Origin of the sequence: Marinomonas sp. CT5 (genome assembly GCF_018336975.1) — a bacterium.
Lineage (GTDB): Bacteria > Pseudomonadota > Gammaproteobacteria > Pseudomonadales > Marinomonadaceae > Marinomonas.
In genome coordinates this window covers 1,417,235-1,439,538 of sequence record NZ_CP025572.1, presented here as the reverse complement: position 1 = coordinate 1,439,538, position 22,304 = coordinate 1,417,235, and the positions used below count along the sequence as shown (strand labels likewise).

The 22,304-nt window shown below is 43.2% G+C and carries 17 protein-coding genes and 1 pseudogene; 17 read left to right on the top strand and 1 reads right to left on the bottom strand.

Annotated elements, in window-relative coordinates; translation table 11 throughout:
• Nucleotides 1-36: 36 nt before the first annotated feature.
• Entirely contained in the window at nt 37-1,119 is a 1,083-nt protein-coding gene (gene apbC / locus C0J08_RS06755) for an iron-sulfur cluster carrier protein ApbC (RefSeq protein WP_212655333.1), read from the bottom strand.
• Nucleotides 1,120-1,407: 288 nt separating this feature from the next.
• Between apbC and metG the strand changes: the two genes are divergently transcribed.
• The 17 genes and pseudogenes from metG to C0J08_RS06675 all read left to right on the top strand — a co-directional run bounded on the left by metG (nt 1,408) and on the right by C0J08_RS06675 (nt 22,168).
• Nucleotides 1,408-3,459 (top strand): methionine--tRNA ligase, encoded by a 2,052-nt coding sequence (gene metG / locus C0J08_RS06750; RefSeq protein ID WP_212655332.1) that lies wholly within the window; start codon nt 1,408-1,410, stop codon nt 3,457-3,459.
• Nucleotides 3,460-3,799: 340 nt separating this feature from the next.
• On the top strand, nt 3,800-4,381 hold the full coding sequence (gene rsxA, locus C0J08_RS06745) for an electron transport complex subunit RsxA (protein WP_012069258.1): 582 nt from the start codon (nt 3,800-3,802) through the stop codon (nt 4,379-4,381).
• Between the two features lie 9 nt (nt 4,382-4,390).
• The gene (rsxB, locus tag C0J08_RS06740) at nt 4,391-4,987 is read left to right on the top strand and encodes an electron transport complex subunit RsxB (protein WP_212655331.1); all 597 of its coding nucleotides are present in this window, start codon (nt 4,391-4,393) and stop codon (nt 4,985-4,987) included.
• The gene (rsxC, locus tag C0J08_RS06735) at nt 4,987-7,662 is read left to right on the top strand and encodes an electron transport complex subunit RsxC (protein ID WP_212655330.1); all 2,676 of its coding nucleotides are present in this window, start codon (nt 4,987-4,989) and stop codon (nt 7,660-7,662) included. Before rsxB ends, rsxC begins: the two co-directional genes overlap by 1 nt.
• The gene (gene rsxD, locus C0J08_RS06730; protein ID WP_212655329.1) at nt 7,663-8,721 is read left to right on the top strand and encodes an electron transport complex subunit RsxD; all 1,059 of its coding nucleotides are present in this window, start codon (nt 7,663-7,665) and stop codon (nt 8,719-8,721) included. It abuts the gene before it with no gap.
• Complete coding sequence (gene rsxG / locus C0J08_RS06725; protein ID WP_169459165.1) at nt 8,721-9,338, top strand: electron transport complex subunit RsxG; 618 nt, start codon at nt 8,721-8,723, stop codon at nt 9,336-9,338. Before rsxD ends, rsxG begins: the two co-directional genes overlap by 1 nt.
• A 15-nt stretch (nt 9,339-9,353) precedes the next feature.
• Entirely contained in the window at nt 9,354-10,115 is a 762-nt protein-coding gene (locus tag C0J08_RS06720) for an electron transport complex subunit E (RefSeq protein WP_249344641.1), read from the top strand.
• A gap of 71 nt (nt 10,116-10,186) precedes the next feature.
• Nucleotides 10,187-10,822 (top strand): endonuclease III, encoded by a 636-nt coding sequence (gene nth, locus C0J08_RS06715; protein WP_212655328.1) that lies wholly within the window; start codon nt 10,187-10,189, stop codon nt 10,820-10,822.
• Nucleotides 10,823-10,934: 112 nt separating this feature from the next.
• Nucleotides 10,935-12,212, top strand: a complete 1,278-nt coding sequence (locus C0J08_RS06710) for a tyrosine-type recombinase/integrase (protein WP_212655327.1) — start codon at nt 10,935-10,937, stop codon at nt 12,210-12,212.
• Nucleotides 12,209-13,858 (top strand): hypothetical protein, encoded by a 1,650-nt coding sequence (locus C0J08_RS06705; RefSeq protein WP_212655326.1) that lies wholly within the window; start codon nt 12,209-12,211, stop codon nt 13,856-13,858. The genes C0J08_RS06710 and C0J08_RS06705 overlap by 4 nt, the downstream gene beginning before the upstream one ends.
• Nucleotides 13,855-16,170: a hypothetical protein gene (locus tag C0J08_RS06700; RefSeq protein WP_212655325.1), complete on the top strand. Its 2,316-nt coding sequence runs from the start codon at nt 13,855-13,857 to the stop codon at nt 16,168-16,170. Before C0J08_RS06705 ends, C0J08_RS06700 begins: the two co-directional genes overlap by 4 nt.
• A 10-nt stretch (nt 16,171-16,180) precedes the next feature.
• Nucleotides 16,181-16,603 (top strand): hypothetical protein, encoded by a 423-nt coding sequence (locus tag C0J08_RS06695; protein WP_212655324.1) that lies wholly within the window; start codon nt 16,181-16,183, stop codon nt 16,601-16,603.
• 76 nt (nt 16,604-16,679) lie between these two features.
• Nucleotides 16,680-16,802, top strand: a pseudogene (locus C0J08_RS22865) (VPA1267 family protein); the annotation flags it as partial.
• Nucleotides 16,803-16,929: 127 nt separating this feature from the next.
• Entirely contained in the window at nt 16,930-17,490 is a 561-nt protein-coding gene (locus C0J08_RS06690; protein WP_212655323.1) for a recombinase family protein, read from the top strand.
• The gene (locus tag C0J08_RS06685) at nt 17,490-17,927 is read left to right on the top strand and encodes a VPA1267 family protein (RefSeq protein ID WP_212655322.1); all 438 of its coding nucleotides are present in this window, start codon (nt 17,490-17,492) and stop codon (nt 17,925-17,927) included. The genes C0J08_RS06690 and C0J08_RS06685 overlap by 1 nt, the downstream gene beginning before the upstream one ends.
• 158 nt (nt 17,928-18,085) lie before the next feature.
• On the top strand, nt 18,086-20,104 hold the full coding sequence (locus C0J08_RS06680; RefSeq protein ID WP_212655321.1) for an AAA family ATPase: 2,019 nt from the start codon (nt 18,086-18,088) through the stop codon (nt 20,102-20,104).
• A gap of 363 nt (nt 20,105-20,467) precedes the next feature.
• On the top strand, nt 20,468-22,168 hold the full coding sequence (locus C0J08_RS06675) for an ApeA N-terminal domain 1-containing protein (protein ID WP_212655320.1): 1,701 nt from the start codon (nt 20,468-20,470) through the stop codon (nt 22,166-22,168).
• The last annotated feature ends 136 nt before the right edge of the window (nt 22,169-22,304 follow it).

Here is a 22,304-nt window from a genome sequence, read left to right as displayed (position 1 = left end):
AATTTTCTATTTAATCGCTCTGATTAGGCTGTTTTTTTAATCGTCGCTCATGCTAATAGTCGGCATGGCAAATTGCTCACCTAGTCCAGAGCCTTGTTTGGATGCAAGGGTAGCACCAAGCTTGCGTGCAATCGACTGATAAATGCCTGCCGTATCACTTTCTGGTGCATTTACCACGATTGGACGGCCTGCATCGCTTTGCTCACGAATGGCTAGACTCAGTGGCAATTTACCTAATACGTTGACGTTATATTCTTTTGCAAGGCTAGCACCGCCTTCGTCACCAAAGATGGCTTCATGATGACCACAGTTAGAACAAATATGGGTCGACATGTTTTCTACTACGCCCAACACAGGAATTTTTACCTTGTTGAACATTTCAATACCGCGGCGCGCATCCAATAAGGCGATGTCTTGCGGTGTCGTCACAATAACAGAGCCCGCTACCGGCACTTTTTGCGCCAGTGTTAGCTGAATATCGCCTGTACCCGGTGGCATATCAATGAACAAATAATCAAGGTCATTCCAATCGGTTTGCGTCAAGATCTGCATCAAAGCGCCAGTGACCATAGGTCCACGCCATGCAACGGGTGTGTCTTTGGTGGTTAGAAACGCCATCGACATGACTTGCACACCAAAGGCGCTTGGTGGCACAAAGAATTTGTCTTCACGTACTTGCGGACGCGTATCTTCTGGGAAGCCTAGCAACATGCCTTGGCTTGGGCCATAGATATCAGCATCTAAGATGCCTACCCGAGCGCCCTCTTTTGCCATAGCCAACGCAAGGTTAACTGTCGTGGTAGATTTGCCCACACCACCTTTGCCAGAGGCCACCGCGATGATGTTTTTTACCCCTTTTAAACCGGCAATGTTACCTTGAGTGGCTTGGCTTTCGACCTTAAAGTCGATGTCTAGCACCAAGTCGCGATCCTCTGCCATTAAGGTTTTAATTTTAGCTTCCAATGCCGCTTGTTGTTTCTGTGCTGGGTAACCGAGCGTCAAAGTGACATGAACGCGGCTGTCATCACTCACTACATTCCATACGGCACCATAAGGCTGACCGGAGTTGTCATCAATGAGGGTTTCTAAAGTCGCCTGTAGTTGGGCATCTGTTAGCATAGGGGATCCTTGTAAGGCGGAAAATAAAGACACCGTCGCTCGTAACATCGCTCAACGATCTCTTAAAACGTGTTTAGTTTATCTTGTGCCAAATGTGGGGACAAATTACAGAAAAGCAAGCCTAGAAGTGAGCTTAGAATAGAGTCTAACCCTTGCACATGGGAGATAGGGTCTTATAATGTCGCTTTTCTTATACTCTCTATCCTTTAGGTGCTTTATTTATTCGTCATCTGCGCCTAATTATTGATAGAATACCCGACCTTTTTTAATCCAGCAGGCTTATCAAAAATGGCACAAACGCAACGCAAAATTTTAGTCACCAGCGCCCTTCCTTATGCCAATGGTTCTATCCATTTAGGGCACATGCTGGAGCACATCCAAACCGATATCTGGGTGCGTTTTCAAAAAATGCGCGGCCATCTTTGTACTGCGGTATGCGCAGATGATGCACACGGCACGGCGATCATGATCAAAGCCGCGCAAAACGGCATCACCTCAGAAGAGTTGATCGATGGCGTTCGCCAAGAGCACATGGCGGACTTTAACGACTTCCTGATCGGTTACGACAACTATTACTCGACTCACTCAGAAGAGAACCGTGAGTTTTCTAACAGCATCTACAAAGCATTGCGCGACAATGGCAAGATCGCTGTGCGTTCTATCGTGCAGGCGTACGACCCTGAAAAAGAAATGTTCCTTGCAGACCGTTTCATCAAGGGAACATGCCCAAAATGTAAAGCAGAAGATCAATACGGTGATAACTGTGAAGTCTGTTCTGCCACTTACACGCCGATGGAAATGATCAATCCGCGTTCTGTTTATTCTGGCGCGACTCCGATCGAAAAAGATTCAGAACACTACTTCTTCAAACTGCCTGATTTCCAAGACTTCCTAGCAAAGTGGACTCGCAGTGGTACGTTACAAGATCAAGTCGCGAACAAGCTATCTGAATGGTTGGACTCTGGCCTGAAAGAATGGGACATCAGCCGTGACGCGCCTTACTTTGGTTTTGAAATTCCAGATGCACCAGGTAAATATTTCTATGTGTGGCTAGATGCTCCTATTGGTTATATGGCGAGCTTCAAAAACCTTTGTGATCGTACCGAAGGTTTGGAATTTGATGACTACTGGGCGAAAGATTCCGATGCAGAGCTTTATCACTTCATTGGTAAAGACATTATCAACTTCCACGCTTTGTTCTGGCCTGCCATGTTGGATTGCGCTGGTTACCGCACACCAACCGCGGTCAATGCACACGGCTATGTTACGGTTGATGGCGAAAAAATGTCTAAATCGCGCGGTACTTTTATTAAAGCGCGTACTTATCTGAAGCATTTGGACCCACAATACTTGCGTTACTACTATGCAGCCAAGCTTAACTCCCGTGTTGACGATATCGACCTTAGCCTAGGGGATTTCCTTCAACGCGTGAACTCAGACATTGTGGGTAAAGTCGTCAACATTGCCAGCCGTACGGCTAGCTTCATCAACAAGAAATTCGATGGACAATTGGCAAGTGACATAAGCGAAGCCGAGATGATTCAATCTTTCATCGACGCGGGCGACTTGATTGCAGAACACTTTGAAGGTCGTGAATACGGTAAGGCGATTCGTGAAATCATGCGCCTTGCGGACGTGGCGAACGAATACATTGCCGAGCAAGCGCCTTGGGTATTAGCAAAAGACGAAGCGACCCTACCTAAAGTTCAAGACGTATGTACCGTTGCGCTGAACCTGTTCAGCATTTTGGCGACCTACTTGAAACCGGTTATGCCGAACCTAGTGACCGACGCCGAGGCCTTCCTTGACAAAGAACTAACATGGGATAACCGCAGCGAATTGTTGTTTGGCAAAACAGTGAACAAATTCAAGCCGCTAATGGGCCGTATTGAACAAGCGCAGATCGATGCCATCATTGAAGAAGGCAAACAAGAAGCAGCAGCAGAAGCCGCAGCGAAAGAAGCCGCCGCACCAAAACAAGTTGAAACTGAATTGAGCAAAGAACCTCTTGAAGCTGAAATCAATTTCGATGACTTCGCCAAAGTGGATTTGCGTATTGCTTTGATCGTCAAAGCCGAGCACGTAGAAAAAGCCAATAAACTACTAAAACTGACCTTGGACATAGGCGGCGAAACTCGCACTGTGTTCTCTGGTATTAAGTCAGCTTATAAGCCAGAAGACTTAGAAGGCAAACACACTGTCATGGTAGCGAACCTTGCACCTCGCAAAATGAAGTTTGGCATGTCAGAAGGTATGGTTTTAGCCGCAGGCCCTGGTGGTGAAGAAATTTACCTACTAGAACCTCATGCTGGCGCTAAACCTGGCCAACGCGTGATGTAATCATGCATTAGGGCTTATTTCCTCTTTAAGCTCTAAAAAAACGCAGTAAAAAACCAATGCTCACCCGAGTTAATAAGAAACATTATTAATAAGGTGGGCATTGGCATTAATAAAGAAACATAAATCGAACTTATATAAGCGTAACTTATTACCTATATACTAAATCGGACTAGAAATACTAAAGCTTTAGTCTTGTTAGTTATAAGTAGATTGGTATAGTTACGCTCACAGATACTTTTGCCAAAAGTATCGAAAATCAACGAACTTAATTCTTATGAGATCTCCGCCACGATGCCGCAAGCGCCGCAGCCGTTAACGATCTCCTATTATTGGAAGAGAAATGACTGAATATCTCCTGATACTAGTCAGTACCATTCTGGTTAATAACTTTGTATTGGTACAGTTTTTGGGTCTATGTCCTTTTATGGGGGTGTCTGGGAAACTAGAAACCTCTATTGGTATGGCAATGGCCACGACCTTTGTTTTGACTCTATCGAGCCTATGTAGCTATCTCACTTATACCTACATACTTCAGCCATTTGGTCTTGAATACCTACAAACCATTTCCTTTATTTTGGTGATTGCTGTGGTGGTACAGTTCACCGAAATGGTGGTTCATAAAACCAGTCCGCTACTTTATCGCGTGCTAGGTATCTTCTTACCTTTGATCACCACGAACTGCGCCGTTTTGGGTGTGGCGCTACAAAACATCAGCAAACAGAACGGTTTCGTTGAATCCATACTTTACGGTTTTGGTGCTGCTGTCGGTTTCTCTTTCGTATTGATTCTGTTCTCAGCCATGCGTGAACGCATCAACGTTGCTGACGTACCGACGGTATTTAAAGGTTCTGCTATCGGTATGATTACCGCAGGCCTGATGGCTCTTGCTTTCATGGGCTTCACCGCCCTTGTGCAGATTTAGGAGCCAACGATGTTTACTGTTTTACTTGCCATTGGAATTCTGGTTCTTTTATCCCTTATTTTTGGTGCGATTCTGGGTTACGCCAATGTGCGATTCCATGTGGAAGGCGACCCTATCGTTGACCAAATCGACGCCCTGCTACCGCAAACCCAATGTGGTCAATGTGGTCACCCAGGCTGCCGCCCTTATGCCGAAGCCATCGCCAATGGCGAAGCCATTAACCATTGTCCACCAGGCGGCCAAGCCACTATTCAAGCCTTAGCCGATTTATTGGACGTGGAAGCCGTTCCATTAGACGGCGATCACGGTACAGAAAGTGCGAAACGTGTTGCTGTGATTCGTGAAGATGAATGTATCGGCTGTACCAAGTGTATTCAGGCATGCCCTGTCGATGCGATCTTAGGTGCAGCAAAACAAATGCACACGGTAATTGCAGATGAATGCACAGGTTGTGACCTTTGTGTTGAGCCTTGCCCAGTAGATTGTATTGATATGGTAGAAGTCGGCGTGACAGCAAAAACTTGGTCTTGGGACAAACCGCAAGGTATCGCGGCAACCTCGCTTAATATTATTGCCACCGACCGCCAAGCGGAGGGGGTGCACTAATGCAAACAGCAAACATTTTCTCTTTTCATGGCGGCATCCACCCACCAGAAAACAAAGCCCAATCACTGCAATTGCCTTTGGGTCGACCAAGTTTACCTAGCGAGCTAATTTTGCCACTTGGTCAGCACATTGGTCAAAGCTCTCGCCCCTTAGTCAAAGTGGGTGACAAAGTATTAAAAGGCCAAACTATCGCCATCAACAATGGCTTTTTGAGTAGCTTTTTACACGCTCCGACTTCTGGCACCATCAGCGCCATTGAAGAACGTCTTATTGCTCACCCTTCGGGTTTGAGTGACCTATGCATTGTGCTAAAACCCGATGGACAAGATACTTGGGGCGAGCTAACGCCATTAAGTAACTGGCAAGAAATCAGTAAAACCGATGTATTGGCATTTTTGTCTGAAATGGGCATTGTCGGCATGGGTGGCGCGGGCTTTCCGACTCAAGTAAAACTGCAAGGTGCGCATAAGAACCCGCTGACACACTTCATTATTAACGCTGCGGAATGCGAACCCTACATCACAGCCGATGACATGTTGATTCGAGAAAAAACCCTCGAGCTCGTGTTAGGCATCGAAATGTTGCAACATCTTGTTGAGGCCGAAAATGTCATTATTGGTATCGAAGACAACAAGCCAACGGCCATTGCGGCATTAAAAACCTTACTTACCCAGCACAACAGCAAGATACAAATTGCCGTGGTGCCAACTAAGTACCCTTCTGGCGGTGAAAAACAGCTAATCCAGCTGTTAACCGGTAAAGAAGTACCAAGTGGGCAGTACCCTGCGGACATTGGTGTTTTATGCCAAAACGTCGGCACCTGTGTTGCCGTATACGACGCCATATCATTAGGCAAGCCACTAATATCTCGCTTTACTACTTTGACAGGTGACGCACTTAAAAGCCCACAAAACGTCGAAGTTTTACTGGGTACGCCTGTTGAGCATTTGTTGAAATACGCGGATTCCGAGCCTAAAAAAATGAGCCGCTTAATCATGGGTGGGCCAATGATGGGTTACACCCTAGACTCAGCTGCTGTGCCAATCGTCAAAACCAGCAACTGTATCCTAGCGGCGAGCAAAAAAGAGCTCCCACCACCAGCGCCAGAACAAGCGTGTATTCGTTGCGGCATGTGTGAGCAAGCCTGCCCTGCAAGCCTATTGCCTCAGCAATTATTGTGGTTCAGTAAAAGCCAAGAGTTTGAAAAAGCCGAACACCACAACTTATTTGATTGCATCGAATGTGGTGCTTGTTCTTATGTCTGCCCAAGCAGCATTCCATTAGTGCAATATTACCGCCACTCTAAGAGCAGTATTCGTGAAGCTCGTGAAGCCAATGTGAAATCCGATTTGGCGAAACAACGTTTTGAAGCTCGTAAAGCCCGTCAAGAAGCGGAAGCCGCAGAGAAAGAAGCGAAACGTCTTGCTCGTCAAAAAGCCGCCCCAAGCAAAACGGCTGATACGAAAAAAACCACACCAGCAACGGCGGCTCCGACTGCTGCTGCGCCTGCCAGTGACGAATCGAAAAAGCTCAAAGTCGATATCGCCATTGCTAAATCTAAGCTGAAGAAACTGCAAAAACAGTTGCTTGAAGCACAAGAAAATGAACACCTTGAAGACATTAATAGCCTGCAACTGCAAGTGACGGATCAAGAAAAAGCGTTGGCATCATTAGAAGATCAACTAAGCAAGATACCGACTGCTGCTCCGGCAAGTGTCGCTGACACAGCCGCTAAACAAAATGCAGCGCCAGCCAATGACGAGTTAAAGAAAGCCAAGGTCGATGTCGCCTTAATTGGTGTGAAACTTAAGAAGCTGCACAAGCAACTGACAGAAACGCCCGATGATCAGGAATTAAAAGACAAGATCACAACGTTTGAAGCCGATCTAAAAGCAGCACAAGAGACGGTAAGCAAGCTGGGTGCAACAGCAACATCCAATGCTGCAACGCCAGAACCAAAAGCGGCCGCAAGCGATGAACTGAAAAAGTTAAAAATCGATGCCGCCATCGCGAAAGCGGCGGTGAAAAAAGTCGAGAAAGCACTGAAAAAGGCCGAAGAGATTCAAGCACCTGAAATTGAGGCCATTCGCCAACAGCTTCATGATGCGCAACAACGAGCAGATGAGCTGGAAAAAGCCTTAGCGAATCCTGATGCCATTACCGCAAAAACAGACGTTGCTGCAAAAGCCGCCCCCGTCGCAAATGATCAGGATGCTGAAGCCGCTAAAAAGCGTAAAATCGACCTTGCCATTGCCAAAGCGGGCATTAAAAAAGCCGAAAAGAACATTCAGCTTTTAAAAGATCAAGGCAAAAGCGAAGCGGAAATAGCCGAGTCTGAATGGCCTAAAAAGCTGATCGAAGCACAGCAAAAGCTTGCTGCTCTTGAACAAGAGACAGAACAAGCTGAGCCGGCTCAATCCGCAGCCAAAGAATCTGCGAATGAAGCCAAAGCTGAGCCAGAAATGGATTTGGCGAATCAGATCAAAAAAGAAAAAATCGCCGTTGCGTTAGCAAAGGCACAAATTAATAAATTGAATAAACGCTTACAAAGCTCTCCAGAAGAAGCGGACAGCATAAATGAAGAAATTGCGTCCACAGAGCAACGTTTGCAAAACGCGGAAGCTTTGTTAGAAAAACTTATTCATTCGCAAACCAACATGCAAGAGAATCGTTAAATGGCATTATTGAGGATCACCTCCCCCCACACACAACGTGCAGGACGTCGCACCTCTTGGGTAATGCAGATGGTTATTTTAGCGACCATTCCTGGCATTGTGGTACAAACTTGGCTATTTGGCTGGGGCACGTTAATCAACTTAATGATTGCCTGCATCACCGCGCTATTGAGTGAAGCGGCCATTTTGGCGATGCGTCGTCGCCCTGTTAGCTTCTTCCTAAAAGATTACAGTGCGTTATTAACCGCCGTGTTATTGGGTGCGGCTCTGCCGCCGATTGTGCCTTGGTGGGTAACCGTGACCGCCGTTGCTTTTGCCATCATCTTTGCCAAGCAACTGTACGGCGGTTTGGGTAATAATCCATTCAACCCAGCCATGGTCGGTTACGCGATTGTGCTGGTGTCTTTTCCCGTCCCCATGAGCCAATGGCTGGGTGTACAAAGCATGGTAACGTCAGGGGATACGCTGTCTTTCGTGCAAAGCTTACAAGCGATATTCCATCACTTGCCTGTGATCGATAGCTACACTATGGCAACGCCGTTGGATGGCTTCAAACACAAAGATTTATTAGATACGCAAGCCGCATTTAGCAGTATCGCCGCACTACAAGGACCAAGCCTAAACAGCTGGCTTTGGGTGAACGCCGCTTATCTAGTAGGTGGTCTTGCGCTTATTTGGTTGCGTATCATCACATGGCACACTCCAGTGTCACTGCTGGCTGCGTTGGCGGTAATGGCTGGCGTATTCTATCTGATTGACCCTAGCAATAATGCCGCACCACTTTTCCACCTCACGACGGGTGCCGCTATGTTTGGTGCCTTCTTTATCGCCACAGACCCTGTGTCTTCTTGTACCAGTAATCGCGGTAAACTGATTTATGGTGCGGGTATTGGTATCTTGATCTACATTATTCGCTCTTGGGGTGGTTATCCTGATGGGGTGGCATTTGGCGTCTTGTTAATGAACTTCGCGGCGCCTTTAATCGATTACTACACACAGCCAAGAACCTACGGCCACAAAAAAGCCAAAAGCGGTTTAAAAGTTGGGGAGGATAACTAATGGAATTGCTCGCCTCTATTCGCCGTAACAGTCTTGGGTTGGCTATTTTTGCGGTGCTAACTGCTGGTCTTATTGCGATCACGCACCAACTAACAGACCACACGATCAAGAATAATATCTTGGATGCGCAGATTTCAGCTTTTAACGAAATATTGCCCGCCAATTTGTACGATAACGACTTAACCAAAGACACCGCTATTCTGCCACCCGATCCCCTATTAGGCAGCGAAGAAGGCATTAAGATTCATATCGCCCGTAAGAATGGTGAAGTCTCTGGCATTATCTTCGAAACCATTGCCCCACGTGGTTATAACGGTAATTTAGACATGCTGGTTGCCATTGATAAAAATGGCGTTGTGACAGGCAGTCGCGTCATTAGTCACAAAGAAACACCAGGACTTGGCGACAAGGTTGACTTGAAAAAGTCTAAGTGGATTCTGAGTTTTGCCAATAAGTCACTGGAAAATCCAACCTTAAAAGGCTGGGCAGTGAAAAAAGACGGCGGGGATTTTGACCAATTTACAGGGGCGACCATCACCCCACGCGCCGTCGTTCGCGCTGTAAAAAACACCCTTATTTATTTTGATCAACACAAAGATACGCTGTTAGCGTATTAGGATAGTCCAATGAAAATGAGCGCAGAAACAGCGGCAACTGACGCTACTCAAGAAGAGAGTAAGCCAAGCGCCAATTACGCAGAAATCATTTATAACGGTATCTGGAAGAACAACCCGGCTCTGGTTCAGCTGCTTGGTTTGTGTCCTATGTTGGCGGTCACCAGTACGGTCGTCAACGCATTGGGCCTTGGGTTGGCGACCATGGTGGTTTTAGTCGGCTCTAACATTGCCGTCTCCATCATTCGTAACTACGTGGCCGATGCCGTTCGTCTGCCAGCTTTTGTCATGATCATCGCCTCTTTTACCACCTGTATCGAATTAATCATGCAGGCTTATACCTATGAGCTTTATCAGATTTTGGGGATTTTTATTCCTCTAATCGTAACCAACTGTGCGATTCTAGGTCGTGCCGATGCGTTTGCTAGCCGCAACCCCGTTATTCCTTCTGCGCTCGATGGTTTTATGATGGGATTGGGCTTCATGTTCATTCTGGTTACCTTGGGCGCCATGCGTGAGCTGATTGGTCAAGGCACATTGTTTTCTGATATGCAGTTGTTATTCGGTGATATGGCAACACATTGGAAAATTGTTGTTTTTAACGACTATCCAAATGTTCTTTTTGCTGTCTTACCGCCCGGTGCCTTTATTGGACTTGGCTTGTTGATCGCTGGTAAAAACTACCTAGACGAACGTGAGAAAAAACGCATTGCCGCACAAAAAGCCAAAGATGGCCCAATCGCCTCAAAACGTGTGCGTGTGACGGGTCAAGTGAGCTAACGTTTAGCGACAGTCAGTCACATTAGTAAAAGTGAACAAAGAATATCAAAAGTGAATAAAGGCTATTTATTTTGAACAAAGAGAAGCGCTACGAGATTTTTTCTCGCTTACGAGCTGAAAACCCAAATCCCGTAACTGAGCTGGAATACAGCTCGCCTTTTGAGCTTTTAATTGCGGTGTTGTTTTCTGCCCAAGCCACAGACGTGAGCGTCAACAAAGCTACACGCAAACTTTTCCCTGTCGCCAATACGCCTGAAACCATGCTGGCCCTCGGTGTTGATGGACTCAAAGAGTACATCAAAACCATTGGCTTATTTAACGCCAAGGCCGAAAACGCCATCAAGACCTGCCAAATTCTTATCGAGAAGCACAACAGTGTGGTGCCTGAAACTCGTGAAGAACTGGAAGCCCTACCAGGGGTTGGCCGCAAAACCGCCAATGTGGTATTAAACACAGCCTTTCGACAAGTGGCCATGGCGGTGGATACGCATATCTTTCGCTTCGGGAATCGAACAAAAGTCGCCCCAGGTAAAAACGTTTTAGAAGTCGAGATGAAGCTTCTTAAGTTTGTACCAAAAGAGTTTCTTTTGGATGCGCACCACTGGATGATTCTTCATGGTCGTTACATCTGCGTAGCTCGCAAGCCCAAGTGCGATGCCTGCATTATTGAAGATTTATGTGAGTTCTCTCCACCAAATAAAAAGTAAAGAATTGAAATTGGGTAAACCAAGAGATTCCATAGGGAATATTTTTTTACCTTTACAAAATAAACATAATTAATTAAGGTGTATTTATGTGTAACCAGTAGATAATTCTGTAATGAATAACTTAAGTGATAATGTTCAAGTTAAGATATATAAAGATATGAATGGCCTCTCTTTCCCTGCTATTGTTCAGGATGGGCTGCCCTGCCATGTATACCTTACTGCCTATTTGACTAGCAATCATGACCTATCATTCAATTCACTAAAGAAATACGCCTATGAGTTGAAGTTTTTGCATTGCTTCTTCATGGGTAGAGCCATTGATCTCGTTGAGCGTGTAGCGAGTGGCTCTTTTCTATCTATTGAAGAAATTGACAGCTATATCCGTGCCTGTAAGTTTTATGTTGACACTGATGGTGATAACAATGACAACAAAGTAGTTAGCCTAACCGACAAAAGAATCAGGGATGCGATATATGCGACATCCAACAGCCAGCCAAAAGTATCAGCGCACACTTTTAATCAACGCCTCAACCGCCTAAAATCCTACATCGAATTTTTATATGTTTGCCATCACTACGATCAAGCTGAAACTGAGCAGAAAATTCGCACGGACAACCAATTTAATAACTTTAAGCTCTACATAAGCTCTGTAATATCTAAAACCCGAAAAAATAATACGTTTACTAAAGATGCCTTTGAATCAGCTATACCAAACGATAAATTTATTAAGTTATTAGACGTTATTCAAGAGCGCTCCTCTAACAATCCATTCAAGTCGAGCAAACTTAGAAATCAATTAATCGCCCAAATATTGATTTCTACAGGGGTGCGTGTTGGTGCTGTCATGAAATTGAAAGTGGGTGATTTAGTGGATGATTGGAGTAACCCTCGATTCCTACTCACCCGAACGCCCAATGACCCAACGGATACAAGGCGGCTTCCCGCCGCAAATAAAACAAAAGCACTTTCTGTTTCTATCTCTCCTGATTTAATGAAGCTTATTAAGCTCTACACCGCAACTGTACGGAATATTACGCCAAACACTCATAAGCATGAATTTCTTTTTATCTCAGAAAAAGGAAAAACCATTGGGGAACCAATATCCTACAACGCAATTCACAAAGTTATTAAGACGTTTGGGGATTATGTTGGACTAGCATTGCACCCACATTTACTTCGCCATAAATGGAATGAAGTCTTTGAAAACAAAGCTAAAGAACAAGGGTTTCCACCTGATAAAATCGAAGACCTTCGTAAGTATGCGATGGGGTGGGTGGAAGATTCAAAAATGGCATCCGTTTACAACGAATTTCAATTAGCGATGACAGTGGCTGAAATCTCATCGAAGAACCAGAGTCAATCCGTACCCAATCTGAGAGGTGGAAAATGAGCAGCCTTGAAATTAGTAGCTTAAAAAACAGCTATGAAGGAAAAAGCACCTTTCAATCAAAAGAAAAGGGCTATGAAATCGATCTCTTTTCCGATGAATGGGTACTTGGCTACAAGAAAAATCTCTACCTTAGATGGATGAATGCGTTAAACAGTAACGTTTTTCTCGACCTACGACTGGCTATAGCTCACGCTGCAAAACATTATGCGTTTAAATCACTCAATAGTTATGTCTGCACATTAAGAACTATTTGCCGGTACTTAGAACCAGCTACGTTTGAAGCATGGTGGATAACGCTCACTACCTATAAAGAGTCCGTGCGAGCCACATTAATCGCACTTTGCAAACGAAGTCATGAGTACCCCTGCAATACCCTAGCCCCGCTCTACAACATCGTTAAAACCGAGAAAATTGGCTCAAAATTTGGCTCAAAAAGTATTCTTGACGAAACAACCGGCGCTTACAGTGAAATTGAGCGTGACAATATACTCGAAGCACTCCGAATTGAGACACTCCATGCACTCGATAGTGAGTTTACTAAGATAAAAGCCTTTACTAATCTTAGAACAATTCTGGCCTGTCAGTTGATGGTTGCCATCGTAAGAAGGCACACTCAAATGATTCAACTCAAATGGTGTGATCTCTTGCAGATTGGTCAGACGTTTAAGTCTCACAAGGAAAATAACACTGAATGGAAACCTCTTACACAGCACCCCTTTTCTGACATGGAGCAATTACAATTGCGAACATTTAAAGGTAAAGATGGTCAATTCAGAGGTAATGCCGAATCACGTTCTCATCGCTTAGAGCCAAACCTGTCTGAACTGTTGCTTCAATATTATAAAGTCTATAAGACCTACATATGTGCCTCATTGCGCCGGAATGATATTGAACTGTCCGAGACTGAAATGAAAGAGCTGATGCAAAGACTCCCCCTTTTTCCAGACCAGAGCTTATTTTCAGCAGATTTTGAGACAAAAGAAAATCTCTTTCACTCCGTGAGCGACATGTCCGAGGCGTTTCATCTCGCTTCATCAGCTCTTCCAAAGTGCTTTGCATACCTATTTAATGAAAAACTAGACATTAAAAGTGACCGAGTAGCACATAAGCCCCTTGCCTTAAAAAATAATCGCTGGCGTCACACCCAATTGACTTTTGCTGCTTGGATGGGGTTAAGCCCTGCACAAATCGCCGCCATTACGGGTGTCACAGTGAGTGCAATAAAATCTTATCTTGATTTAAAAGCACCTGAACGAGTCAAAATTGACCAGGCCTTTGCGGGGAATAGCGTCATACAACGCTTTGACAGCGTATCTTCGAAACAATTACAGCAACACCCTGACTTTAAAGTTAAAAGCCCTTTTGATGAAGAGATGGGACACAAACTTAATCCAGCTAATTGCGCAAGTTGTCTGTCGAAAGGCGCAGCCCCAATGGGGTGCTACCCCTGTGATAATTTTCGACCGCTCGAAACCGCAGACCATCAACAATATTTAGAGAAAGCAGAGCGAAAACTGACTATTAATAGTCAATCAGCCCATCCAGCCACCGTTAAGAAACTGCAAACTATTATTCTCTATATCAGAGTGACAATTGTATTGTGTGAAGAGCGAAAAACTCTGAAATTGAAGGAAGAGCAGCAGTGAAGACGATTAATCGTTATATTGATAACCAACGTGCTTACATTGCTCAAAAGAAAGCACAGCCTCTCATTGGATTTACTAATGCTCAAGGTCAGCCTGCTTCTTGGAGTGATATTGTTATCAGGTTCACAGACCGCGACAGTAGAACCATGAATATATACTTTTGCAATAAAAATAGAAAAGTTCCAAGAATAGGAACACGTTTCACAGATGATGATCGTTTAGTGCCTGAAATACATGATATGTTGTTCTCATATATGCTTGATGTAATTAAGCAAAATGTATCAACAAAAAATAAGAAAGATAAAATTGCGGTAGCCAGATACTTCCTTTGTTCCCTTGAGGAGAATATAGCTACCTCCACTCTTGAGAAAATCCAACGCATCATCGACTCGATGACATACAAAATGATGTTGCCATCTTTCATCAACTGGCTCCATCACAATAAAATGCTACCTAAAAGCTGTCAGCCCTATATAAACCTCAAAACCAAATCATTTCGCGGCAAAAGTGGCGATGATGCACTAGTTGCGGAGCAAAACAAGCTGCCTTCGGAAAATGCGCTGCTAGCACTTGGTGCTATCTTCTATGATGTCATCCCCTCTTCTGAGGGTAGTGAAAAGGACAGTATTGAGGCTTGGCAGCCCCTTTTATCTTCGAAGAAAACACAACAAGACAGCTTTGTTTGCACCATGGCAGCACTTGGCATGGCGTCTCCCAATCGAATCGGCGCAGAACAAGTGCTTCTAACATCACAACGAGTAAAGAGGCACACTCAAATTGTCGATGGGCAGCAAAAAACAGTACATTATTTAAATTGGCGAGGCTCAAAAGGTTACAAGGACTATCAAAATCACATCAATGCTGAAATGGTCGATAGCTTAGACCGAGCCCTACACTACACGATTCTTGCAACTGAACCCGCAAGAGCACTGGCTCGGTTCTATCGACAGCCAAATCGCCCGTTGAAAGAAGTACTGGGTGAATTTGAACCTAGTGATAAAAATATCGCACTACTAACACCTTCAATGAATCAACCAACGAACCTTATACATCTTGGCTTGATGCTTGGTTTTTTTGAAGGTAGTGACAAATGTGTGCGAGTCACATCTGACACAAAAGGGGCAGTTGATGTATCAACCAATCAGTTCTCCAAATTCATCAAACCCATAGCACAGATTAAAATGTTCGATACTCTGGTATTTAAGAGTAATTGTTCTTACGCTCAAGCACTTACTGGATGTCCGCTATCAAGCAAAGCTCAACGCGAAAAGTATATAGCGGGTAAACAAGAACTCACCGTGGCAGAGTTTCAGAACCACACCATCAAGGTAAATCACTCTAAACTAAAAGGTTACAGTAGCCACCAAACTAAGTCTGTGGATTTTGAAAGTGCGTTATTTACTTACACGTATAAGCAACTGAGAGGTAAAGTGATGAACCCATTCCTTTTGGTACCGATTAGTTCACTAAGTAGATTCTTTTCTGATGATTTAATTAAACGTGTAATATCACATCCTACACTCTTTGAACGACACGGGTTTGCATCCAGCTTTTTCCTAAAGCCACACCAACTCCGTCATTGGCAAAATGATTATCTAGCGAAAAAAGGTTTGCCTCACCACCTTATTTCGATGTTATCCGGTAGAAAGAGCGCAGAACAGACACTGACCTATATCCATACGACTGATGCTCAGAACGCTTTTGTGATTGGAGATATTTCTTACTCTAATGAGCTAGAAAGCAATATCGAAGAGAATGTAAATCTTCGTATTCAGACCATGGATCAATTCAATGAAGCTATCAACAATGAAACGCCGACTTTTATTCATGAGACAGGATTTTGTACTCAAAACCTCGCCATATCCCCCTGTACTTATATGTCGGATTTTGAAACCCAATGTGCATTGTGCTCATCTTCTTGTCATGTGACACATGATAGCAAAGCAATAGACTTACTCCAGAAGGATTTAAAGGTACAAACACATCGTTTGGAAGAGGTGCAGGAAGCTAACAATTTTGAAACAAGTGAAGGAATGCAAAAGTGGTACAAAACTCATTATAACAACACTTGTATGTTGAAAAATCTCATTGGAGTGTTATCCGATGATGCAATAAAACCAGGCTGTAGCGTGCGATTACTCACTCGTTCAAACCGCATAAGAATCACTAATTTAGAAACAAAAACGGTAGAAGAGCAAAGGTTAGCACTACCTGATGCCGAGCAAGCCCTTCAAGCCGCGATTGAGGCAAGAAACGATAAAAGTAAAGACGAAGCCACAAATAATTTCTTAGCCTTTTTAGGATCGCTCTAGTGGGGATGATATGGCAATTAAATCACTTGAAACTGAACAACAAATATCCGTACAAGCCCTCATTCGAAGTTGGGAAGGCAAGTTAACATGGGATTTATTAGTCACAAAAATAGAATCCAGCTTAGGCATTGCCACCACGAGACAAACGCTCGACAAATACGCCAATATCAAGCACGAATACAAGCAAAAAAAACAAGTTTTAAGGGGCAAGCCTGTTTCGGCTGAAAATCAAGAACTGATCTCTTACTTACAAAAAGACGTTGATTTAGCTGAAAAGGTAATCCAATTGGAAGCGCAACTTTCGGTTGCACACTCGGAGATTGGTAAGCTCCATGCTTTCATTCAAAAGTTATCCAGTATCGGCAAAACTAACCCGAGTGTCATGGATGTGTTTCAAAAGACCTTACAAAACATTGAAAGCGGTAATAAGTAAAAAATCAAACTATGTATAACGCACTCACCTTCAAATCATGCAATAGCGAGAGGAAACATGACAAGCAAGTGGGCAACAGAAGGTGCAACAAAATCTAGAGGCATATGAGATTTGGAGAGCCACTCAAACGAATGATGATTTTAAGCAAATCGTGTTCAGAGATCAGCTTAATCGAATTTTTTGTTTAACTGGATTTTAACATTAATAGATGTCTGGGACAGTCTAAAAGTCATATCAATAAATAAGTACATGTACTTATTTATTTTATTTGATAAAAGTACGGACTCAATTCACAATGTACTAAAGTTATAACTTTGGTACATCTAATGTCACATTTGATTGGTTATGCTCGTGTAAGCACCATAGCGCAAGACCTAAGTTCACAAGTTGCTGCCCTAGAGAACGCTGGGTGTCAGAAAATATTTTCAGGAAAATACAGCGGTAGTTCAAAGGATAACGATGTTCAGCTTCAATCTCTGATTGATTATGTGCGTGATGACGATGTCGTTGTTGTAACAAGGCTAGACAGGCTTGGCCGTTCCCTAAAAGCTATTTTGAGAACCATCGATAGAATTCATGAAAAGAATGCCTCCCTTAAAACGCTGGATGGCGCTTTAGATACATCCCAACGCACAGCCCTATCACAAGCAATTGTTTCACTCATTGGTGTTTTCGCCCAACTAGAACGTGACTTAATCTTTGATAGAACAAGTGAAGGCCGAGCCGCCGCCATACAAGCGGGTCAGCATATGGGAAGGCCTCCTAAAATCGGTGCGAACGATAGAAAGCAGATACGTAAGCGCCTCAAAGCTGAGAGTATTTCTAAACTGTCACGTGAATTCGAGGTAAGCAGGCAGACTATCATGCGCATAAGGGATGAAAAATAATGGCTAACGGGCAGCAAAAAGCACAGCAAAACGTCGACTCCTTTGAAGTTTGGAAGGCTACCCAATCGGATGATGACTTTCTTCAAATTGCCCACCGAGGACAGTTAAAGCGTGGCGAAGTTGCCAAAGCTATTGGTTGTGGAAAATCGGCGCTGACACAGAACCCTATTTTAAGACAAGCTCTTGAGAAGCTTGAGACTGAGTTAAGGGCTCGTGGTGTGTTGCCGCCATTCACAGCTGAGTCTGAAACAGTGAAGTCTAACCCAAAGGAATACGATGCTAGTCAAGCCTCTAGGCAACTGGAGTCTAGAAGGTTATCTCAATTAGAGGCTGAAAACATAGAGCTTAAAGCCAAGGTTAGAGAATTAGAGTCTCGCTTGAAACGATTCGGTGAGTTGTCTGAAACTCTGTCTGAGATGGGGTTCATGCCTCGATGAATAATGCCATTCATGAAGACCACGTTAGGATAACTAGCATTCCGTACAGTTCTTCTAGTCTAGTTATCTTCACCGGTGTACCACTGGAAAAAAATTCGTATAAAACCACTAGCGGTAAATATTACGTCACTATCAAAGCAAATCCTGAATCAATCCCAGTGCAACTGGCAATTGGTCAGTATTGGACGGTCAAAGGCGCAAGACGTATTGAGGAAGTGGCAACAGGCGATTACTTAATGCTCCAGCATATCTATGAAGCACCAGATTATGTTGAATGTACTCTGCCAGAGTCAGGTGAACAGCTAATACAGTTCATCGCCAAAGAAAAAGCGTTTAGAGGAATTGGAGAGGTTAAGGCCAGAGCTCTATGGGCGTTGCTAGGCAACTCTTTCCACTCAACCCTGCAAACTGACACACTTGAAGCCAGAAATCGCCTTAAAGGGGTTTTGAGTGAGGATTCTATTGATGCGCTTTACGAAGGGTATGAGAAATATAAAAATCTCAAACATACCAACTGGATGACGCTGCGTGGTATTCCAGCTTCAATTCAACAGCGACTGCTCAAGTTCCATGATGACAAATCTGTCGACGCAATACAGGACAACCCTTACCTACTATGTGGATTCGGAATGTCCTTTGATGATGTTGAAGGCCTTATTAAAAAGTGGACTTTTGAAATTGCGGCTGATGATCAGAGACGACTTAGTGCAGCTCTAGAATTTGCCCTACGAAAGCAAGTAGAAAAAGGACATACCTATACTAAACGGGAAGACTTAGTACCTGCATTGAACAAATTACTGAAGAATAACGAGTTAGTCGCAAGCGCCTGCAAAGCAGGACACGATAAAGCTCAATTTCTGCTGAATAATGACACTCTGACGTATCACCCAACCGCTCAACTATTAATGGAGTCTACCGTTGCCAAACGTCTGTTAACAATGGCTGACATTGACGGTTTGTATGACCGAAAAGCCAGCCAAGCTTACCGTGCGGCCCTCAAAGAATTACCTTATGATCTAACAGCAAAGCAAAAAGAAGCAGTGGGAACATGCATAGATAATGCTGTAGCCTGTATAACCGGAGGGGCCGGAACGGGTAAAACGACAGTACTCAGAACAGCGCTTAGAGCCTTTAGTTTAATGGGTTATGCCATCCATGCCGTAGCACTAAGTGGTCGAGCTGCAATGCGTCTACATGAGTCTATAGGCTTCACGACGATGACTATTGCTGGCTTTTTGAGAAATCCACCATTGGACAGCACAGATAGCGATAAGAACCTATTGGTGATTGATGAAGCAAGCATGGTTGATTTACCGACCATGTATCGGATTGTTACGCATATACATCCATCTGTACGGATCGTATTAACGGGTGATCCGGATCAACTGCCGCCTATTGGATGCGGAAAAGTATTGGCTGATATCGTTCACTCAAAACGAATAGCCAACACCATGCTTGATATTGTGAAACGTCAGGAAGGAAGTACCGGCATCCCTGAGTACTCAAAGCTCATTAATCAGGGGGAGATTCCACCGAGGCTTTCTACCGCCTCTATATTTTTCCATGAGGCTAATAAAAGCGAAATAACGAATAGGTGTTGTCGCCTGTATTGTGAAAGCCCTGAAAATAGCCGAATTATTGCTCCTACCAGAAGTATGGTATCTGAGATAAACAACAAGGTTCAATTGGCAGTAAATGGCCATGGCGAAATGCTTAGATTCACCATCCATTCTGAAGAGTTCTTCTTGAATCTACGGCTGAACGATGCCGTATTGTTTACGAAAAACCTTTATCATAGAGGTATCCAGAACGGCAGCCTTGGCGTTCTTAGTGGCGTTGAGCCAGAACAGGATGACTCAGATGAGTTGGCTGAAACATATTTTGGTGATGTAACACTGGATACCGGCAACAGAATACAAATCTCACAAGACGTTTTAGACTGTATGGAGCTGGGTTACGCCATCACTTTACATAAGGCTCAAGGCTCACAATTTCCACGAGTGATCATTGCATTGAGTAAAGGCAGAATCGTCGATCGTGCATGGCTGTATACAGCCATTACTCGTGCAGAGAGTGAAATTCACATAGTAGGAAGTCAGGAAGATTTCATTGCAATTACAGAGGCCAGTAGCAATGCAAGTCGAAGAAATAGTTACCTTCTTAACTTGCTAATTTGAATTTATAAATACATAAAATTGTAGGAGATTAATAAAGTCTCACACTAAACAACCAAGTAACCCTGTTCGTACCGTTTTGGATTAAAAGTGACTAAAAATAAAGATTCATGCTAATTGCTACTACCAAGTCTGAATCGAGCGATAACTGAGTATTAAAGTTTCATACTAGCTGTAACTCATTTCTGGACAGAAACGTGTCAGAGACTTTTCTAAATTAGCAACGCACAGATAGCAATACGTATTGCAACTTACAATGTGGTGCCAAAATATCCTTGTCTATTATAGATATACTCGGAAATGGATGGCCAAAGAGAAAAAGTTCGGTAAGATTCCTATGTGTATGGTTGGATATTTGGTGGAATTTTGGATTTACGACTAACTGAAGATTTAGAATTAAATGTTCGAATTAACGAAGGTGAGTACTGCAAGCTTAAGATTGGGTACGGAAAGATCCCTATGCTATCTCATGTTAGCAAGCATTCATATTTTTATGAAAATAATGAAGATGTTGTTCAGGTAGAGGATTTTACTGAACAGTTAGCTCAAAAATATCTTTTGTCAGGCGGTATTAATTCTGGAACGCACTCATCCAAGTTGTTTCGATATGTATATTCAGGTAAAGCAGAAACAACCAAACTAAAAAAAGTATACTTCACATTCCCTGAACTAGCAGCGTATTTCAACAACGAAATCTCAAGAAATCTAGAACAGAATGGTGACCTGAGTGGAAATGTCACTATAGAGCCGATGGAAGCCACAGTATTGAAAGATGACCAAACTATTAAGGTTGGATTGCGTCAATACTATCGACTCTCTAACACATCAACCAAAGATGGCTTTCAGTTCACTAGCTCGATGACTCTGTTTTTTGAATTTGAAAATGCCATAACTTTCAGCGAAATAGAAAAGTACCTGTATAAGTCTAAAAACCTTTTTACTTGGATTACAGGTTTTCCAATCAAAGTGTCCAAAATCGAAGTGTCGGATGATGAAAATAGAGGAACGTTATACATCCCAACAGTAAAAGATACTTCTGAACATGATCTATCATACCCAAACAGTTTCATGTTGGCAGACCGATTGAGAGAGCATTTTGTAAAAATTTGTGAGTCATACTTCGTAAAAAATACGTTTGAATTTGAGAATATCTGGTCACGAACAATACCTTTATACAATTTCAATGGAGTTTTAGAGTATGAAACCATGCTCTATACAGCCATTCTCGATAAGTATTGCAGCCATAAAGTAGATCAACTGAATCTTGATACAATGCTCGATGAAGATAAGTATACCGAATTAATGGGTAAACTCTCAGACTTGATATCTGGTGATACAGAGTTGGTCAAAACTTTTTCAAAAGGTATTCTGGCTGATTTGAGTAATGTTAAAGTACTTAGGGAAGCCTTACCTAATCGTTCTGCTGCAACATTTAAGCAAAAAGTTAAGAGGTACCTAAATCACATAGGTAATCATGTTACAGAGGTGTTCCTGTCGAGTGAAGACCTACATGTTATTAAGGATGTCAGAGATAGGGCCGCTCATGGTGAAATAGAAAAATTCACTACAGACGAAGTAAGTAAAATATACTGGAAGTTGAGAATGTTAGTTACCTACCTAATCTATAAAGACTTAGGTGTATCTGACGATGACTTTCTCAAAGTCATTTCTTTTACATTCAATCCATTAGCTTTGAACTGTGATACAGATGAGTTTAAATTGGATACAAAGCTAAATAAGGCAATTGCTTTACCTGTTTCAGAATCAGTATTTAGTGAACTCTCGTCTAAGCTCAGAGTACATCTTGTTCTTACTCGGAATCAAAACCTTTACGAAGTTCATAAAGAATACACAGCTAAACTGTCGAACTATTTTAGTGTTAAAAACTCTACAGATAGAAAAATAAACCACCTAGATGAGTACGTAAAAACCTTGCTAGAAAATCCAAAGCTTGAAGCTAAATACACTGGTAATGCGTACATTACGCACAAGCGAAAAAACCACAAATTACACAGTGTAATCCTTGTCGATACCCCGAAAAAATTAAGTAGTTACAATGTGTTATAAAGGTAGGTGTTTTGCCCTTCGTGAGTAATGGGTCGCATCTTGCTTTCCATAAATTCAAGTAATGTAAATATAATATGTTTGCATTGTCACAAGGAGGAATGCTGACTCATTTTGGGGCATAAATGAGCTAGAACTA